The sequence below is a fragment of the Vibrio sp. 10N.247.310.98 genome (assembly GCF_041467395.1).
Lineage (GTDB): Bacteria > Pseudomonadota > Gammaproteobacteria > Enterobacterales > Vibrionaceae > Vibrio > Vibrio crassostreae_C.
Window position 1 is genome coordinate 1 of record NZ_JBFSUL010000024.1, and the last position, 15,710, is coordinate 15,710.

General features: G+C 44.6%; 10 protein-coding genes and 1 pseudogene. 7 read left to right on the plus strand and 4 right to left on the minus strand.

All coding sequences use genetic code 11. The features are described 5' to 3' along the window. The first annotated feature begins 334 nt into the window (after positions 1–334). The 5 genes from AB6E78_RS11535 (at position 335) to AB6E78_RS11555 (ending at position 7,287) form a co-directional block, all read left to right on the plus strand. A complete protein-coding gene (locus tag AB6E78_RS11535) occupies positions 335–2,470 on the plus strand; it encodes an LruC domain-containing protein (RefSeq protein WP_372133581.1) in 2,136 nt (711 codons plus the stop codon). 11 nt (positions 2,471–2,481) lie between these two features. Next, positions 2,482–3,114: a hypothetical protein gene (locus tag AB6E78_RS11540; RefSeq protein ID WP_017071461.1), complete on the plus strand. Its 633-nt coding sequence runs from the start codon at positions 2,482–2,484 to the stop codon at positions 3,112–3,114. A gap of 206 nt (positions 3,115–3,320) precedes the next feature. Continuing rightward, positions 3,321–3,635, plus strand: coding sequence for a hypothetical protein (locus AB6E78_RS11545; protein WP_017061706.1), 315 nt, complete (start codon positions 3,321–3,323; stop codon positions 3,633–3,635). A gap of 123 nt (positions 3,636–3,758) precedes the next feature. After that, positions 3,759–4,607, plus strand: a complete 849-nt coding sequence (locus AB6E78_RS11550) for a sulfurtransferase (protein WP_017061707.1) — start codon at positions 3,759–3,761, stop codon at positions 4,605–4,607. Positions 4,608–4,992: 385 nt separating this feature from the next. Beyond that, positions 4,993–7,287 carry a putative bifunctional diguanylate cyclase/phosphodiesterase gene (locus AB6E78_RS11555; RefSeq protein WP_372133583.1) on the plus strand — a complete coding sequence of 765 codons (2,295 nt, stop codon included), beginning with the start codon at positions 4,993–4,995 and terminating at the stop codon, positions 7,285–7,287. Between the two features lie 91 nt (positions 7,288–7,378). Here the strand turns inward: AB6E78_RS11555 and AB6E78_RS11560 are convergent, their stop codons facing one another. After that, complete coding sequence (locus AB6E78_RS11560) at positions 7,379–8,749, minus strand: glycoside hydrolase family 18 protein (protein ID WP_372133585.1); 1,371 nt, start codon at positions 8,747–8,749, stop codon at positions 7,379–7,381. Between the two features lie 168 nt (positions 8,750–8,917). Continuing rightward, positions 8,918–9,925 (minus strand): sugar-binding transcriptional regulator, encoded by a 1,008-nt coding sequence (locus AB6E78_RS11565; protein WP_017061711.1) that lies wholly within the window; start codon positions 9,923–9,925, stop codon positions 8,918–8,920. A 459-nt stretch (positions 9,926–10,384) separates the two neighbouring features. Here AB6E78_RS11565 and tal point away from each other — a divergent pair, with 459 nt between their 5' ends. Together tal and tkt are read left to right on the plus strand one after the other, a co-directional pair. Beyond that, positions 10,385–11,335 (plus strand): transaldolase, encoded by a 951-nt coding sequence (tal, locus tag AB6E78_RS11570; RefSeq protein ID WP_046209277.1) that lies wholly within the window; start codon positions 10,385–10,387, stop codon positions 11,333–11,335. Positions 11,336–11,422: 87 nt separating this feature from the next. Then, positions 11,423–13,414: a transketolase gene (gene tkt, locus AB6E78_RS11575; protein WP_372133588.1), complete on the plus strand. Its 1,992-nt coding sequence runs from the start codon at positions 11,423–11,425 to the stop codon at positions 13,412–13,414. Between the two features lie 108 nt (positions 13,415–13,522). On the opposite strand, the gene AB6E78_RS11580 is transcribed toward tkt, so the two are convergent. Beyond that, complete coding sequence (locus tag AB6E78_RS11580; protein ID WP_017071362.1) at positions 13,523–15,085, minus strand: PAS domain-containing methyl-accepting chemotaxis protein; 1,563 nt, start codon at positions 15,083–15,085, stop codon at positions 13,523–13,525. A 165-nt stretch (positions 15,086–15,250) separates the two neighbouring features. Then, positions 15,251–15,654 (minus strand): annotated as a pseudogene (locus AB6E78_RS11585) (Lrp/AsnC family transcriptional regulator); the annotation flags it as partial. Positions 15,655–15,710: the final 56 nt, after the last annotated feature.

Genomic DNA, 15,710 nt, shown 5'->3' on the forward strand with positions numbered 1-15,710 from the left:
GCTGATCAGATCGTAGGTTCTTGATTTAGTTCCATTGAATTACGCAACAAAGCCTTTTAGCATCCAAAGTGGTCTCAGATATTGTTCCATTCACGAGTGAATACATACAGAGCCTATTAGACAATCACTCGTAATTACCGCCTAAGCTCTTGTATCCTTAGCTCTAATCAAATAGAAATATAAAGGCCTTTGGCTATTTGGATGGCACACTTTCATATTGACACTCAAATTGGAAACTGAACTCGATAAATAATAAAAACCCATTAAATCAAATGCTTAAAATTGGCACATAACTTGTAACTGTATCTGTACCTTCCATCACAAGGATGTAGATATGAGAATTACAACGTTAAGTTTGCTATTAAGTGCCCCTCTAGTCGCCAACGCAGCGCCATTCGATACCTGCCCTAGTCAAGCATACCTCTTTCAGTCGAAACCCGTTGAAGTTTGGGGGGTAAACCTTGTAACAGGTTCAACCACTCTGTTGGAAGACGATACGGGTATGAATGCCAATATCAATGGTGTCGGTTTCGACTTTCAAGACAGATATATTTATGGCTATGACACCACCAACAAACGTTTAGTGCGTCTTGGTCAAGACTTCCAAGCAGAAGTTATCAATACCAGTGGCTTACCAACCGATCACACTTTCTATGTCGGCGACGTCTATGACCATGTTTACTACTTGTATCGTACAGGTAAGGGACTATTTACTGTTGACCTCTCTCCTTTAGACTCTGATCCGAATGCGACCGTCACGGTCAACAAAATCGCTGGTAGTCCAGCAACTGTGAGGTTGACCGACTTTGCCTTCCACCCAAGTGATGGCTCTTTATATGGTATCGATAATAACTCGGGTGGCTTGTACCAATTCAACCCAACCACAGGCGCAGAAACCTACATTGGTGACACCGGAGAAACAGGGACATTCGGCGCAGGTTATTTCGATGTAAACGGCTACTACTACGTATCTCGAAATCAAGACGGTAAGATCTACCGTATCAACCTGTCCCCAGATAACGCTGCAAACATCGCTGCAGGTGTCGTTCCTGCTGTAGAGTTCGTATCGAATGGCCCTTCTTCGAATCAAAATGATGGTGCTCGCTGTGCGAATGCGCCTGTCGTAGATGAAGATTCCAAGATCGACTTCGGTGACGCTCCAGATACCTATCTAACGTTATTAGCAAGTAACGGTCCTCGACATGAACTAGATGGCGTGACTTGGTTAGGTACAGACGCGCCCGACGCCGATCTTGACGGCTACGTAACACCGCAATCGGATGAAAGTGTGGGTATTGATGATGAGTGGGCGAACGGTGGTATCGGTTTTGTAACCGCACTTGAAGCTGGTCTTGATTCAAAAGTGGTGATTGAGGCTTCAACAACCGGTTACCTTTCGGCTTGGATAGATTGGAACCAAGATGGCAGTTTCGATGGCGCCAACGAGCAAGTATTTACCGATTACCTGTTAGATGCGGGTGAAAACGATCTGTTCCTAAATGTCGATATCAACGCTCTGACCGGTACGACGTGGGCTCGCTTTAGATTCAGTCAACAAACCAACCTAAGTTACTTTGGCGGTTCAACCTCTGGTGAGGTGGTCGATATTCAAGTCGATGTTCTTAACGATGGTGCCACCGCTCGTTACTTCCCAAGTGCTTCTGGCTACGCAACGCTCGCGTACGAAGATAACTGGCCATATAAAGCAGATTACGACATGAACGATGCTGTTCTTATGTATCGCATTACTGAGATCCTTAAAGATGGAAAAGTCGTTAAGTCCACTATCGACGGCCGCCTAGCTGCTGTCGGGGCAACGTACAGAAATGGTTTTGCTGTTCGACTTCCTAACCTCGACCCGAGCTTGGTGAGTAGTGGTAGCTCTTACATGAAACACAACGGCGTATTCACTGACCTTGACCTAGAAGATGGACGTAGCGAAGCAATCTTTGTTATCGCCAATGACCTGACAGAAAAAATCAGCACTGGCTGTACCTTCTACCGCACCAGTAATAGATGTAAAGAAGATGAGCAGTTCTCGTTCCAAATTGGTATTACTTTAGCCGGTGACGGTGTGAGTACTGGCAGCTGGACCGATATGCCTTACGACCCGTTCATCTTCGCAACGCCTGGGTATTATCATGGTGAAAACCTACCTCTACATCCAGGACGCAGCTGGGAGGTTCACTTGCCAGACCAAGCTCCAACCGAAGCATTTGATACCACTAACCTCTTTGAAGCTGGTTTAGGCGTCGATGACAGTAATCCATCAACAGGTAAATACTTCAAAACAGTAGAAAACCACCCTTGGGCACTAATAGTGACTTCGGATGACGAATGGGAGTGGCCTTTAGAGTACGTCGATATTGTTACCGCTTACCCAGGGTTTAAAGAATACGCAGAATCCGGCGGTGAAACGAACCAAACATGGTACCAATCACCTGCAGACAACCAACGTTACGAACCATAAGGAGAGACGTTATGACTATTCACACTAAACAATATCGAGACAATCATTGCGTTGATTCAAGTCGCAATCTCTTTGAGGAAAAACGTATGTCTGTACAAAGCACTTGGAACATCAAGAAGTCACTAGCCGTTATTTTAGCTGCAGCGCCATTAGTATTAGCCGGCTGTGGAGGCGGCGGCGGGGGCGGAAGTACATCTACGGCATCACCATCTACACCCTCGACACCTGCAACTCCGTCGAATCCGGTAACAGCAACGACTCCGGTAACAGCAACGCCTTCGCCGTCTCCCGCGACAAGTGCGGTAGCAGCCCAGAGCTATACGATGAGTGATTTGGTGGTACCTGATGGATTTGACTACAACTCTGTTGAACAGTTTGATCTCAACATTGACATCAGCAGCATTTCGACAGACCGTTCTTTTGTGACCGTTTATAGCCGCTTTAGTACAAGAGATGACTCAACCTTGAAGCCGGATTACTCCAGCAAGGTCATTGCGGGCCCACTAGATAACGGTGTGTTCGCCTCCAACTTTGCAGCACCAGTAAACCATGACGCACTCTTGATAGAGATTTGGTTTTACGATGGTCAACCTCCATTACAACAAGTGGTTTCTAGCGGCGACTCTCAGATTGTCTGGCAGTAAATTGTTTAACAGCAGGTAACTTGTCGTTAGCGAGATCTCTGACGAAACAGAGTCAAAATGGATTGTTTGTAAGTAGGAAGTGAGCAGAAATGCTCACTTTTTTATTTTCGTCGAAGAGCAGTTAATTCAGCTTTCTTAGCGAGTAGCATTCACTTTACCACCAACCTCACTTATATTTTCAACATAACCTTCAAAGACTTACTCTCATGAAACAGTTAAAAATAGGTCTATTTATCTTAATGTGTGGCGTAGGCGTGTTAGTTGCCCTTGCCTATTTCCCGCTAACATCAGAGACGGGGCAACGTATTCAAGCCAAAGTAATTTCGAACACGCTTACTCAATCCTTAGATGGGCACAGGCGTTATCTGACGGTTCAGACAAAAGATAATGACGTATTTCGGCTCTCTATTGCTCCTACCACAGACTGCCCTATTGATTCTGTGGTCGCGCTTGATACATTAAACAATCAAATAACCGGACAAAGCAGTTATCAGTTCATCCACTGTCGAGCTGCACAGTAGCCATCGATGCAACAACGGTATTCGTAAAGCAACTGTATTCGCAAAAGCAACAGTAATCGCTCTACCACTGTATTCGCTAAAACAGTAAGAATCGCTAAAACAACAAGAATGGATATAACAATAATGAATCAGCCACTCATTTCACCACAACAACTTCAACAACGTTTGCTAGCAGAAGACAATATCATCATCCTCGACGCCAGCATCGAGTTTCAAATTCCAAGCGAGTCAGAAAAGATCAAAGGACAAATGATTCCTGGTGCTATTCGTTTTGACTACGACAAAGACTTTTGTAACAAGCACACTCTGCTTCCTCACATGTTTCCGAGCGAAAAACACTTCAACACTCGCACAAAAGAAATTGGCATCAATCAAGACAGTACGATTGTGGTTTACGATAACTCCGGAACCTTCGCTTCTCCTCGTGCGTGGTGGATGTTTATGGCAATGGGACACAACGACGTATTCATCTTAGATGGCGGTTTGCCAGCTTGGATCGAAGCCGGTTACGCGACCGAGACTGACTATCGCACCGAAGTAAAAGCGGGCAATTTTGAAGGCCATATTCAAGACAACTACTTTGTCAGTGCTCAGCAGATTGAAGGTTACTCAACTGACAAGAGCGCAAACATTGTAGATGCTCGTTCTCAAGCTCGTTTCGATTCAGAAGTTCCTGAACCACGTGAAGGCTTGCGTAGTGGCCATATACCGAATTCTATTTGCCTACCATTTGCCCAAGTACTCAAAAACGGCAAGTTAAAGTCCCAAGAAGAGCTTATTGATATCTTTTCAACGCTAGAATTAACGCCTTCTCAACCTATGTTCTTTAGCTGTGGCTCTGGCGTAACAGCTTGCATCATATTATTAGCCGCTAAACTCGCTGGCTATAACGGTGAAATGGGTGTTTACGATGGTTCATGGACGGAATGGGGTGCTAACGACAAACTCCCTATCGCCGTGACTAAAAAGTAATTCAACTTCGCTTAATGCAACTATTAGAATATACTGCGCATGCATAAAGAGCTTACTGATAATGATGGCCCCACGTCTCATGAAGTAAGCCTCTATGTCGCAGTCAACGCTATGTTCATTTGAGACCAAGACTCGATTCACGCCGTTTGATTTGTAACCCACATCAACTTGCTAACCATAATTCGTGATTAATCATAAACTAATCGTTATCGACGTTATGAATACTAATTTTTCACTCAAGAATCTCTGCTCGTAGTCGTTACACTATTTAATCATTAATACTTTCATCATTGATGTTTGTATTTTTCGTTGCATGAATCGCGCTGACAACCCAATAGTTTGTCACTTGCAGTCTGTTAAAAGTAGTAACCAACAAAGGCATCTCATGGCTCTATTTAAGCAAAATATCTGGTCGCTGTACGCGTTTGTCGTACTACTGACCCTGATACTTTTCGCCGCGTTGGGAATAACAAACTGGAAAGCAAACAGAGACGACTTCATAGAGCAGCAACACATTCAGGTTGAGCTTTTTTCTAGCTCCGTCAACTCGCTGCTGACCAGTCAAGAAGCCTTGTTAGAAGTGGTTGGCCATCAACTGGCTCAACAGTCTGATTTCACACGTACTGCATCTATCCAGATTAGGCCAATATTAGACAAGCTACTTGAGACCCACCCTGCGATAGCAGCGTTTGGCTTGTTGAACACCGACGGTGATTACCTCTCGATTAGCTCAAATCTCGAACTTGCGAATCAAAGGAACTTGCTGCAATACGCGCCAACCAGAGGCTCCTTCCTAGACGCCCTATCAAGCAGTAGCATGGTGCTTGGCCGTACCTATTTTCAAGATTCGTTGAATAGCTTAGTCATCCCGCTGAGAAAATCCATTTCAATCGATGGCAAGAAAACCGATGCAGTAATGACCGCAGGGCTACGATTAGACGCAACGATCGTATTTGAAAATAATGCTCACGCCGGAAGTTTCAATACACTAAGCCTGATCAGAAAAGACAGCTATCGCCAGTTTTATTCAAGTGATATTGAATCTGAGAGTGCCTATTCCTCTCCAGTCGGCAAAGATGTCATACAGCGTATTGCAAGTATCTTTACCGACCACTTCGGAATTAGCGTACAAGAAGCGATGAATGGGCAAGAAACCTATTCTTTTGTCGTCGACGATGAAGAGTACCACTCTTTGATGAGCGCGAAATACATCCCAAACTATAAATTATGGGTGGTAGGACGTACGGATCTAACTCACGTCGATAGTATATTCATACAAGAGTTCAGTATTCTTTTCGTTGCCTTTATTTTTCTTCAGTTTGGTTTCTACTTTTTGGTTAAGTCGATTGCCAAGAATGAACAACGGACTCGTAGCCAACTCATTTATCAGGCGAACCATGACCCTTTAACCTCTCTGCCAAACCGTTTGTACATGCGTAGAAACATTGGTAAATGGATTGACGATGAGTCAGAGCCGTTTTCGCTGTTGTTTATCGATATCGATAACTTTAAATGCGTCAATGATACCCACGGGCATGACTTTGGAGATAAGGTTCTCAAACAGATCGCTTTGCGTTTGATGAGGTTCCGATCTCGCCTCAACCTATTGGTACGTGAATCCAGTGATGAGTTTTTGTTCTTGACGCCCTTGTCGAATGAAGCTGAAATTAAACGACTCGCCAAGCGCATTATTGAAGTGCTTTCTCAACCTTATGAAGTTGAAAGCGCTCAGTTTTTGTTAGGTTGCAGCATCGGCGTAGCGCGTTTCCCAGAACACGGAAAAGATCTGGATAGCCTGTTACGTTCTGCCGATATTTCAATGTACAAAGCGAAACAGCAGCAAAACTCGTACAGTATTTTCACAACGGAAATGCAAGATGCTCATCTCTACAAAATGAAAGTAGAACAAAGGCTACGCATCGCTATCGAGAAACAAACGCTGTTCATGGTTTTCCAACCGCTGGTTCGTGCAAATGAAAGTATTCATGGTGTAGAAGCACTCGTGCGCTGGATTGATGAGGAATTGGGTTTTGTTCCGCCAGATGTCTTTATACCGATAGCAGAGAACACGGGTTTAATGCAAAAACTGGGGACTTTTATTATTGAGTCCAGCATTATGCAGATCGCCCACTTGCACCTAACAACAGAACAAAAAATCGGGCTGTCGATCAACATATCAGTGCGTCAGTTTTCTCATCAATCCTTCTCTGAGCACTTGTTCGCGACACTAGAAAAGTATCAACTCTCTCCTAGCTGTGTAACGCTAGAAATTACCGAGAGCTTGTTCATTGAAGATGTGACTTTGGTGAAACCGACTTTTGAAGCCCTCAAAGAGAAGAATATAAAGATCTCTTTAGATGATTTCGGGACAGGTTATTCATCACTAAGTATGTTGAAAGCACTGCCTATCGATGAACTTAAAATCGATAAGAGCTTTATTGAGAACATTGCTGTCGATCAGCAGTCACTCACCATGGTGCAAAACATCATCGCAATCGGTAAGAACTTCGGCATGGTGGTATTAGCAGAAGGCGTAGAATCAAACGAACACTTCGCAATTCTAAAGGCATGTGGATGTGACTTAATGCAAGGCTATTACTTCTCTCGCCCTATTCCTTATGATGAGCTGGCTACTCACCTAAACAAGAAAGTGACCGAGCACGCGGAATGTTCTGTTTAAGAACGTGAGTTAAATAGACGAGCTAAATAAGGTAGGCGGCTAAACACCTACCTTATTTTCTAGGTATTTTCTGTTCAGTTATTTATTCATTTCACTTTTTATTCATTTCACTATGCATAACATCGATCAACTGCCCGGAAGGATCTCCTGATAATTCCCAAGTAAAAATGCCGCCTAGGTCTGATTTCTTCGCCCATTCTGCCTTTGCTTTAATAGAACGCTGATCTTCAAAAGATATGAATACTTTTTTATCTGGGTTCCACAAATAAGGTGCTTGAGCTTGCTCATCATACTTATACTCATAACCTTGTTTACTGCTGTAGTTATTCATAAGATCCCAAAACATGAAGTAACCGTTTTCACCGGTACCAAACTGCGCCCCTTGTTCAGAAACTAGGTCACCTTTAGGCAGCTCTCCAGCAAAGTCTTTTGTCCCTTGCCAACCTCGACCATAAAAAGCCGCCCCGATCACGAGCTTCTCGCTAGGAATACCTTGCTCTATCATCTGATTAATGAAGACATTAGCTCCCATTCCCCACCAACTACGCTCGGTGGCATGTAAGTTTGTTGTGTGACCTGTTTGAGTTCCCCAGCCTCCGAGGAAGTCATACGTCATCGCAAACATGTTCGTCAAATATGGGCTAGCTGCGTTCCAGTCAACTTGAGCTGCCTTAGCACCAACACCGACAGCCGTTGAAAGCTCGTAATCTCTTTGAGTCGTCTTTGATAGAGCGTCCAAATCACTTCTGATTGTTTTTACTAAAAGAGTAAAAGCTTCACGCTCTAGCGCTTTTTGCTCATCCGTTAGTTTCGTCTCTGGGTTCCAAGGCGAAGTGGTTAAGCCGCCGCCTCCTGGGTATTCCCAATCAAGATCAATACCATCAAAGAAGTCGTATTTTTGGATCAATTCAACAGCAGTTTTTGAAAAGTGCGCAATGGCTTGAGGATCTTTCGCCATCGCATGGAAAGGTTCAGACATTGTCCACCCTCCAAATGAGGGCAAAATTTTGATATTTTGATTGTCGGCCTTCAGTTGAGCTAACTGGGCAAAGTGACCTTTATAGGCGACATCAACACCCACGTCTCCGAAATCGACTTCTAACGCAGCTTCTTTATCCACAATAATCGCGGTATATGGTTGTTTGTCTGCACATTGCTGCTGAATTTGTTTTTGGACGGGCTCACCAGCACCGCTATGAGGACCACACATGCTCAAGAAGGCGTAAATAATATGTGAGAGCTTGTCTGCAGGTATGTCGTCAACGGTATAAGGGTTGTCTTTATTCAGATATTGCCAATCCGCAAAATACCCTGCGACGACTTTATCATCGGCATGTGCCTCAGGTGTGAGCATACAAGCCGTGGTGATTAAGCTAAGCGCAATGACGGAATTAGATTTAAAGATAGAACTTGATTGGTCACTGTTGCTAGAAATAGCGCGTGTGATAAATGACAGTTTCATAATTATCTCCTTTAGTGTGGCTTAACATTAAAGAGTGATAATTCTTTCAACCGCTGAACAAATTCACTATTCGAGTCATGTCTAATAGTTATCCCCCTTATTGCACTGGTTTCATCAGGGGAATTTCCATGATTACTCAAATAGTGAATTCAACGAAGCTTAAGTATCTTACGATTCACTGCTGTTTGGTTTATTCACGCTAAGTTGTTCATCTAAGTTAAGTACCGTCAAAGCATTACTTACGCTGGTCGCTATCACATCGACCACACCGGTTCTTAGTGCGCCTAATAGAGCTAATGGCTTACTGTTCTCCGCTGCAATGGCAATGACTTCCGCTATTGGGCGAAATTCTTCCAAGGCCAAACCAATCACACGGTCACTCATTACTGTGTTTGCTGTTTTACCGTGAACATCGAAAAAGTCATAACCCGCAAAGTCACCGACGACACCTTGTAATAAACGAGATTGAACGACCTCACCTGCGGTAAACCAGCCTAAGTCGACCATATAGCTGTTTTCGCTCATATCACCGATACCGACCAAAGCGACATCGGCTTTTCGAGCGAGATCGAGGGTCTGCTTAACGGTGCTGTTTTCCATGAATGCGGTTTTTTGCGCTTTATTCTCGGCATAAGCGGGCGCGTATAAGGTTTCAGAAGATCCACCGTACTTTTTGGCTAACTGCCTGCATATATGGTCGGCATTAAACATACCGCCTCTTGGGTGAATACCGCCGATACCACACACGAATTTGCAGTCTCGTGGCGTAATGACGCCAGTGTGATGAGCAACAGACGATACGTTTCGCCCTTGTCCTACTGTCACTACCATGCCGTTTTTCAGTGTACTGGTAAGGTAGTTAGACACTAAACCAGCAACCTGTAATCGCTGCTTCTCTTCATTTGGTTGGTCTAGTGCCACAAGCGCACGCTTTACACCAAATCGTTCGATCAAACGTTGCTCGATCTTCGCGCTGAATACTGGGTGATATTTCACGGTGATCTCAACAATGCCCTCATCTCGGGCTTGCTTGAGCATTCGACCAACCTTTGCACGGGAGATAGAGTACTTTTTAGATATCTCTTCTTGCGTGGCACCATCTTGATAATAAGCAACCGCTACTTCAGTGAGGAGATCAGTGTTTTCTTCGGAAACATCTTGGATATTCTTACTCATATACCACTCAACCAATATTTAACAATTATTTTACCTGCTTGAAGAACAAATGTTCGATGCTTAAGCAAGTGATACACAAGTTTACACCCCAAACATATGTAACAGCAAGGTACATTTGCTCATAGTCATAACCATGGTTTTGTTGTTGATTAATTCACCTCACTTTGCTCGTTAAACGTTTGCTTGCATAGCCCATGATTACTAGAGCGAAATATATTTGACTGAAGTCACCATACAGTACTATTTACCGTTGACTTTGGGGCTAGATCGGATAAATATGGCTACATCATTTACTCATCGAGCGATCAAATGTTCTGTGCAAATGTTCGTTCGGAGAAAAATTTAAATTAATGTAAGTTTGGCTCACTGGTACAACCATTGAGAACTTCATTAGTTAGCTTGCAAATGCCCACACCTCTCCCATTAATGAGGTGTTATGCGATACATAGGATGATCAAAATGAGCAATAAATTAGAGCAACTTCGTAAACTAACAACTGTTGTAGCTGACACTGGCGATATCGAAGCTATCAGCAAGTACACTCCTGAAGATGCAACAACTAACCCATCTCTAATTCTTAAAGCCGCTCAAATTGCTGAGTACGCACCTCTAATCGATGCGTCTATCGAATACGCTAAAGCGCAAAGCGATGACAAAGCACAGCAAGTTCAAGACACTTGTGACATGCTAAACGTGAACATCGGTAAAGAAATCCTGAAAGTGGTACCTGGCCGTATCTCTACTGAAGTAGATGCTCGTCTTTCTTACGACATGGAAGGCAGCGTTGCTAAAGCTCGTCAACTTATCAAAATGTACAACGACGCTGGCATCACTAACGACCGCATCCTTATCAAACTGGCTTCTACTTGGGAAGGCATCCGTGCTGCTGAAATCCTAGAGAAAGAAGGCATCAACTGTAACCTAACGCTTCTATTCTCTTTCGCTCAAGCTCGTGCTTGTGCTGAAGCTGGCGTATTCCTAATCTCTCCTTTCGTAGGTCGCATCATGGACTGGTACAAAGCGAAAGAAGGTCGTGATTTCGAAGCTTCAGAAGATCCAGGCGTAATCTCTGTTTCAGATATCTACAACTACTACAAAGACCACGGTTACAAGACTGTTGTTATGGGCGCAAGCTTCCGTAACATCGGCGAGATCCTTGAACTTGCTGGTTGTGACCGTCTAACTATCGCACCTCAACTTCTAGCAGACCTAGAAGCAGCAGAAGGCGAAGTAGTAGAGAAGCTTATCGACTCTAACGGTACTAAAGAGCGTCCAGCAGCGATGACTCACGCTGAGTTCCTATGGGACCACAACCAAGATGCAATGGCTGTTGAGAAACTGGCTGAAGGCATCCGCAACTTCGCCGTTGACCAAGGCAAACTAGAAGACATGATCGCAGCTAAGCTGTAATCACTCTTACCAAATTCAAATAGGGGAACGTTCAGTTCCCCTACTTTTATCAATTTTGTTTTTCTTAATTTTTATTCGGAAGTTCTTATGAATCGCAAACATCTAGCTAACGCTATTCGTGCTCTAAGCATGGACGGCGTACAACAAGCAAACTCTGGTCACCCAGGCGCACCTATGGGTATGGCAGACATCGCTGAAGTACTTTGGCGCTCTCACCTAAACCATAACCCAGCAAACCCAGAGTGGGCTGACCGCGACCGTTTTATCCTGTCTAACGGCCACGGCTCAATGCTGATTTACTCTCTGCTTCACCTAGCAGGTTACGAGCTTTCAATTGAAGATCTTAAAAACTTCCGTCAACTGCATTCTAAGACTCCAGGTCACCCAGAGTACGGCTACGCACCAGGCATCGAAACAACGACTGGTCCTCTAGGTCAAGGCATTACTAACGCTGTTGGTATGGCTATGGCTGAGAAAGCGCTAGCTGCTCAGTTCAACAAAGAAGGCCACGACATCGTAGACCACTACACTTATGCATTCATGGGTGATGGCTGTCTGATGGAAGGTATTTCTCACGAAGCATGTTCTCTAGCAGGTACGCTTGGTCTTGGTAAGCTGGTTGCTTTCTGGGATGACAACGGTATCTCTATCGATGGCGAAGTTGAAGGTTGGTTCTCTGACGATACACCTAAGCGTTTCGAAGCTTACGGCTGGCATGTAATCCCAGCGGTAGATGGTCACGACTCTGATGCTATCAACGCAGCGATTGAAGCGGCTAAAGCAGACCCTCGCCCTACTCTAATCTGCACTAAAACAGTGATTGGCTTTGGTTCTCCAAACAAAGCAGGTACGCACGACTGTCACGGTGCACCATTAGGCGCTGATGAAATCGCAGCAACTCGTAAGCAACTAGGTTGGGAGCACGGTCCTTTTGAAATTCCGTCGGAAGTTTACTCAGAGTGGGATGCGAAAGAAGCAGGCGCAGCTAAGGAAGCAGCGTGGAACGAGAAACTTGCAGCTTATGAAGCAGCATACCCTGAGCTGGCAGCTGAATTCAAACGCCGCGTAAACGGTGACCTACCAGCTGAGTGGGAAGAGAAAGCATCGGCAATCATCGCTGATCTTCAAGCTAACCCAGCAAACATCGCATCACGTAAAGCATCTCAAAATGCTCTAGAAGCGTTCGGTGCTATGCTACCTGAATTCATGGGCGGCTCGGCTGACCTTGCGCCTTCTAACCTGACTATGTGGTCTGGTTCTAAGTCTCTTGAAGCAAACGACTTCTCTGGTAACTACATCCACTACGGTGTACGTGAATTCGGTATGACGGCTATCATGAACGGTATCGCTCTGCACGGTGGTTTCGTACCATACGGCGCAACGTTCCTAATGTTCATGGAATACGCTCGTAACGCTATGCGTATGGCTGCTCTGATGAAAGTTCAGAACATCCAAGTTTACACGCACGACTCTATCGGCTTAGGCGAAGATGGTCCTACTCACCAACCGGTTGAACAGATCGCTTCTCTACGTCTAACGCCAAACATGAGCACATGGCGTCCATGTGACCAAGTTGAGTCTGCTGTTGCTTGGAAACTAGCAATCGAGCGTAAAGATGGTCCTTCTGCACTTATCTTCTCTCGTCAAAACCTTGCACAACAAGATCGTGACGCTGAGCAAGTAGCAAACATCGCTAAGGGTGGTTACATCCTGAAAGATTGTGAAGGCAAGCCAGAGCTTATCCTTATCGCAACGGGTTCTGAAGTTGAGCTAGCGGTTAACGCTGCTGCTGAGCTAACGGCTGAAGGTAAGAAAGTACGCGTAGTTTCTATGCCTGCTACTGATGCGTTCGACAAACAAGACGCGCAGTACCGTGAGTCTGTACTTCCATCTGACGTAACGGCACGTATCGCTGTAGAAGCTGGCATCGCTGACTTCTGGTACAAGTACGTTGGTTTCGGTGGCAAGATCATCGGTATGACAACGTTCGGCGAGTCTGCACCTGCAGGTGAGCTATTCAAGATGTTCGGTTTCACTACTGAAAACGTAGTAAACACAGCGAAAGAGCTTCTAGCTTAATCTTGAATACATTGTCTCGCCCTTCAATGGGTTGATGCATACAGAAAGCCCCGCATGAAAATGCGGGGCTTTTTTTGTCTTTTCTCTCATTCGGATTAAATCTAACGGCTATTTTTCTTCGAAACGCTTTGCCAGTTGGTAGAACTCATTGACTCGTTCTTTTAGCTCTGTGGAGTGGTCTTTCACAGAATGCGTTGCCACTAAGTTTTGTTCTGCGGTCGAGGCGATAGACTGCATATGCAGATTGACTTCACTCGACAGCTCACGTTGCTTATGAGCAGAACTTTCAACAGACTGCATGAGTTCATTCATGGATTGCATTAGGTTTTCGACTTCCGACAAGCGCTCTGCACTCACCTTCGCAACATCACCACATGCGTCCGTTTGCTTACGGTTCGCCAGAATATCTTTTTGCCACCCTTCAATCGTCGTTAGCATGGTATCGATGCTCTCTTTGATCTGAACCGTAGCCTTTGAGGTTCGACCCGACAATGCACGGACTTCGTCGGCAACAACGGCAAAGCCTCGTCCTTGCTCGCCCGCTCTCGCCGCTTCAATCGCAGCGTTCAGGGCCAACAAGTTGGTTTGTTCGGCGATTCCACCAATCTCTTCCATTATCTTGCTTACGCTCTGCGCTTGATCGCTCAGTTGGTAAGTCGTTTGAGTCGCCTTTTCAGCCTGAGAAGCTAGGCTCTCTAAGTTTTGATGAGTTTGATTAATGCTTTCTTTAGCGCCAGCACAGGTTTGCAAAGTCACATCAACAATCTGGTGCGCTTCTTCTGTGCGAGAAGAGACCTCATTGGCGGTGACTTCAACCTCTTCAGTCGCCTCTCGTACTTGAAGAATGTCTTTTGTTTGTTGATCTAAGGCTTCTGATACTTCAAATGACGTCGCATTTAGGTTGTCAGCCAAATCTTGTAACGGCTTGGCTGAGTCTGTCATGCGACCTAATACGGTGTGGATTCTTGCAGACAATAGTTTTAAGTGAAAATCGGCAATAGAGAACTGACTATTACCTGAATAAACAAGACGACTAACACTATCGAATTTAGATTGCAGCTTTTTCAACTGCAGTGGAGTATCAATCAGCTCTTGTCGGAAAAGCAGTGCTAATGCTGAAACAGGAAGTAGGCTCAACAACCATTGTGATACTTGCCCTACTTCAATGAGATTTGAAATTAACGGCGCAGCCAAAGAGCCTAGCAACACGGCGTAACGAACACTGTCACTGATCTTTAATGACCATTGGCGACCCGACTTTTCAGCCTTCAAGAGGCCTTGGTAAGCCTTATCTGCAACTTGTATCCATTCATTCTTTGGCTTAACACGAACAGATTGGTAGCCACTCACCTTACCATTGTCGTAAATTGGAGTTACATAAGCATCGACCCAGTAAAACCCACCAGATTTGGTTTTGTTTTTTACGATGCCACGCCAAGCTTTACCTTGCTTTAGGTTAACCCACATATCAGCAAAAGCGGCTTTCGGCATATCGTTATGCCTTACGATATTGTGGTGTTGCCCTAGCAATTCTTGTTGGCTGTATTCCGCTATGCGACAAAAAGCATCATTACTGTACGTAATCACGCCTTTTAAATCAGTGGTAGAGACAAGTTGTTCGTTTTCGCTGAGAAGCGTTTCACGAGATTGAGTAGATGAGCTGACAGTCATTATATTAACTTAGGTTAATTATTATTTTAGGCGAGGAATATATACAATTATTAAAGTTATGACAAAATGTGAACGTCACATTTTGTGTAAATGCCTGCTATTTATACAAATATTAGCTAAGTACCTCACAAAGCTAATAACTTCACTATCTTCTCATGCCAACAGTCACGACTCATCTAAGTTTACGGCAGTGGTAAATTTCACGGTTCTCATTGAGACAGAGGTATGGAATTTACGAATATTCAGATCTTTGCGTAGTACTCGCTCCACAAAGTCTTCGTAGGCTTGAATGTCTTTGACCGTCACAATCAGCATGAAATCAAAGCTGCCTGATATCTGATAGCACTGCGTGACCTCTCTGCCTTTGAAATAGAATGGCGAAAGATTTGGTAAATATCCCCTCGATCACGCTCCATTTCCACGGACACAACCAAAGTCATCTTACTGCCGGTCAGTTCTGGATTAATGATGGACACACCACCGACAATCACGCCCTCTTCTCTCAGCCGTTTCATTCGCTTTAAGCAAGCAGGCGGTGACAACCCGACCAACTCTGCTATTGTTAAATTTCACGTCATTGAAACACTGAAAGTTACTCTCAATACTCTAATTATTGATATTTTGA

Bases quoted from the DNA above. Each gene is read 5' to 3' on its own strand.
- AB6E78_RS11540 (WP_017071461.1), top strand. From the start codon at position 2,482: ATGACTATTCACACTAAACAATATCGAGACAATCATTGCGTTGATTCA.
- AB6E78_RS11545 (WP_017061706.1), top strand. From the start codon at position 3,321: ATGAAACAGTTAAAAATAGGTCTATTTATCTTAATGTGTGGCGTAGGC.
- AB6E78_RS11550 (WP_017061707.1), top strand. From the start codon at position 3,759: ATGAATCAGCCACTCATTTCACCACAACAACTTCAACAACGTTTGCTA.
- AB6E78_RS11580 (WP_017071362.1), bottom strand. From the start codon at position 15,085: ATGACTGTCAGCTCATCTACTCAATCTCGTGAAACGCTTCTCAGCGAA.
- AB6E78_RS11560 (WP_372133585.1), bottom strand. From the start codon at position 8,749: ATGAAACTGTCATTTATCACACGCGCTATTTCTAGCAACAGTGACCAA.
- AB6E78_RS11535 (WP_372133581.1), top strand. From the start codon at position 335: ATGAGAATTACAACGTTAAGTTTGCTATTAAGTGCCCCTCTAGTCGCC.
- tkt (WP_372133588.1), top strand. From the start codon at position 11,423: ATGAATCGCAAACATCTAGCTAACGCTATTCGTGCTCTAAGCATGGAC.
- AB6E78_RS11555 (WP_372133583.1), top strand. From the start codon at position 4,993: ATGGCTCTATTTAAGCAAAATATCTGGTCGCTGTACGCGTTTGTCGTA.
- AB6E78_RS11565 (WP_017061711.1), bottom strand. From the start codon at position 9,925: ATGAGTAAGAATATCCAAGATGTTTCCGAAGAAAACACTGATCTCCTC.
- tal (WP_046209277.1), top strand. From the start codon at position 10,385: ATGAGCAATAAATTAGAGCAACTTCGTAAACTAACAACTGTTGTAGCT.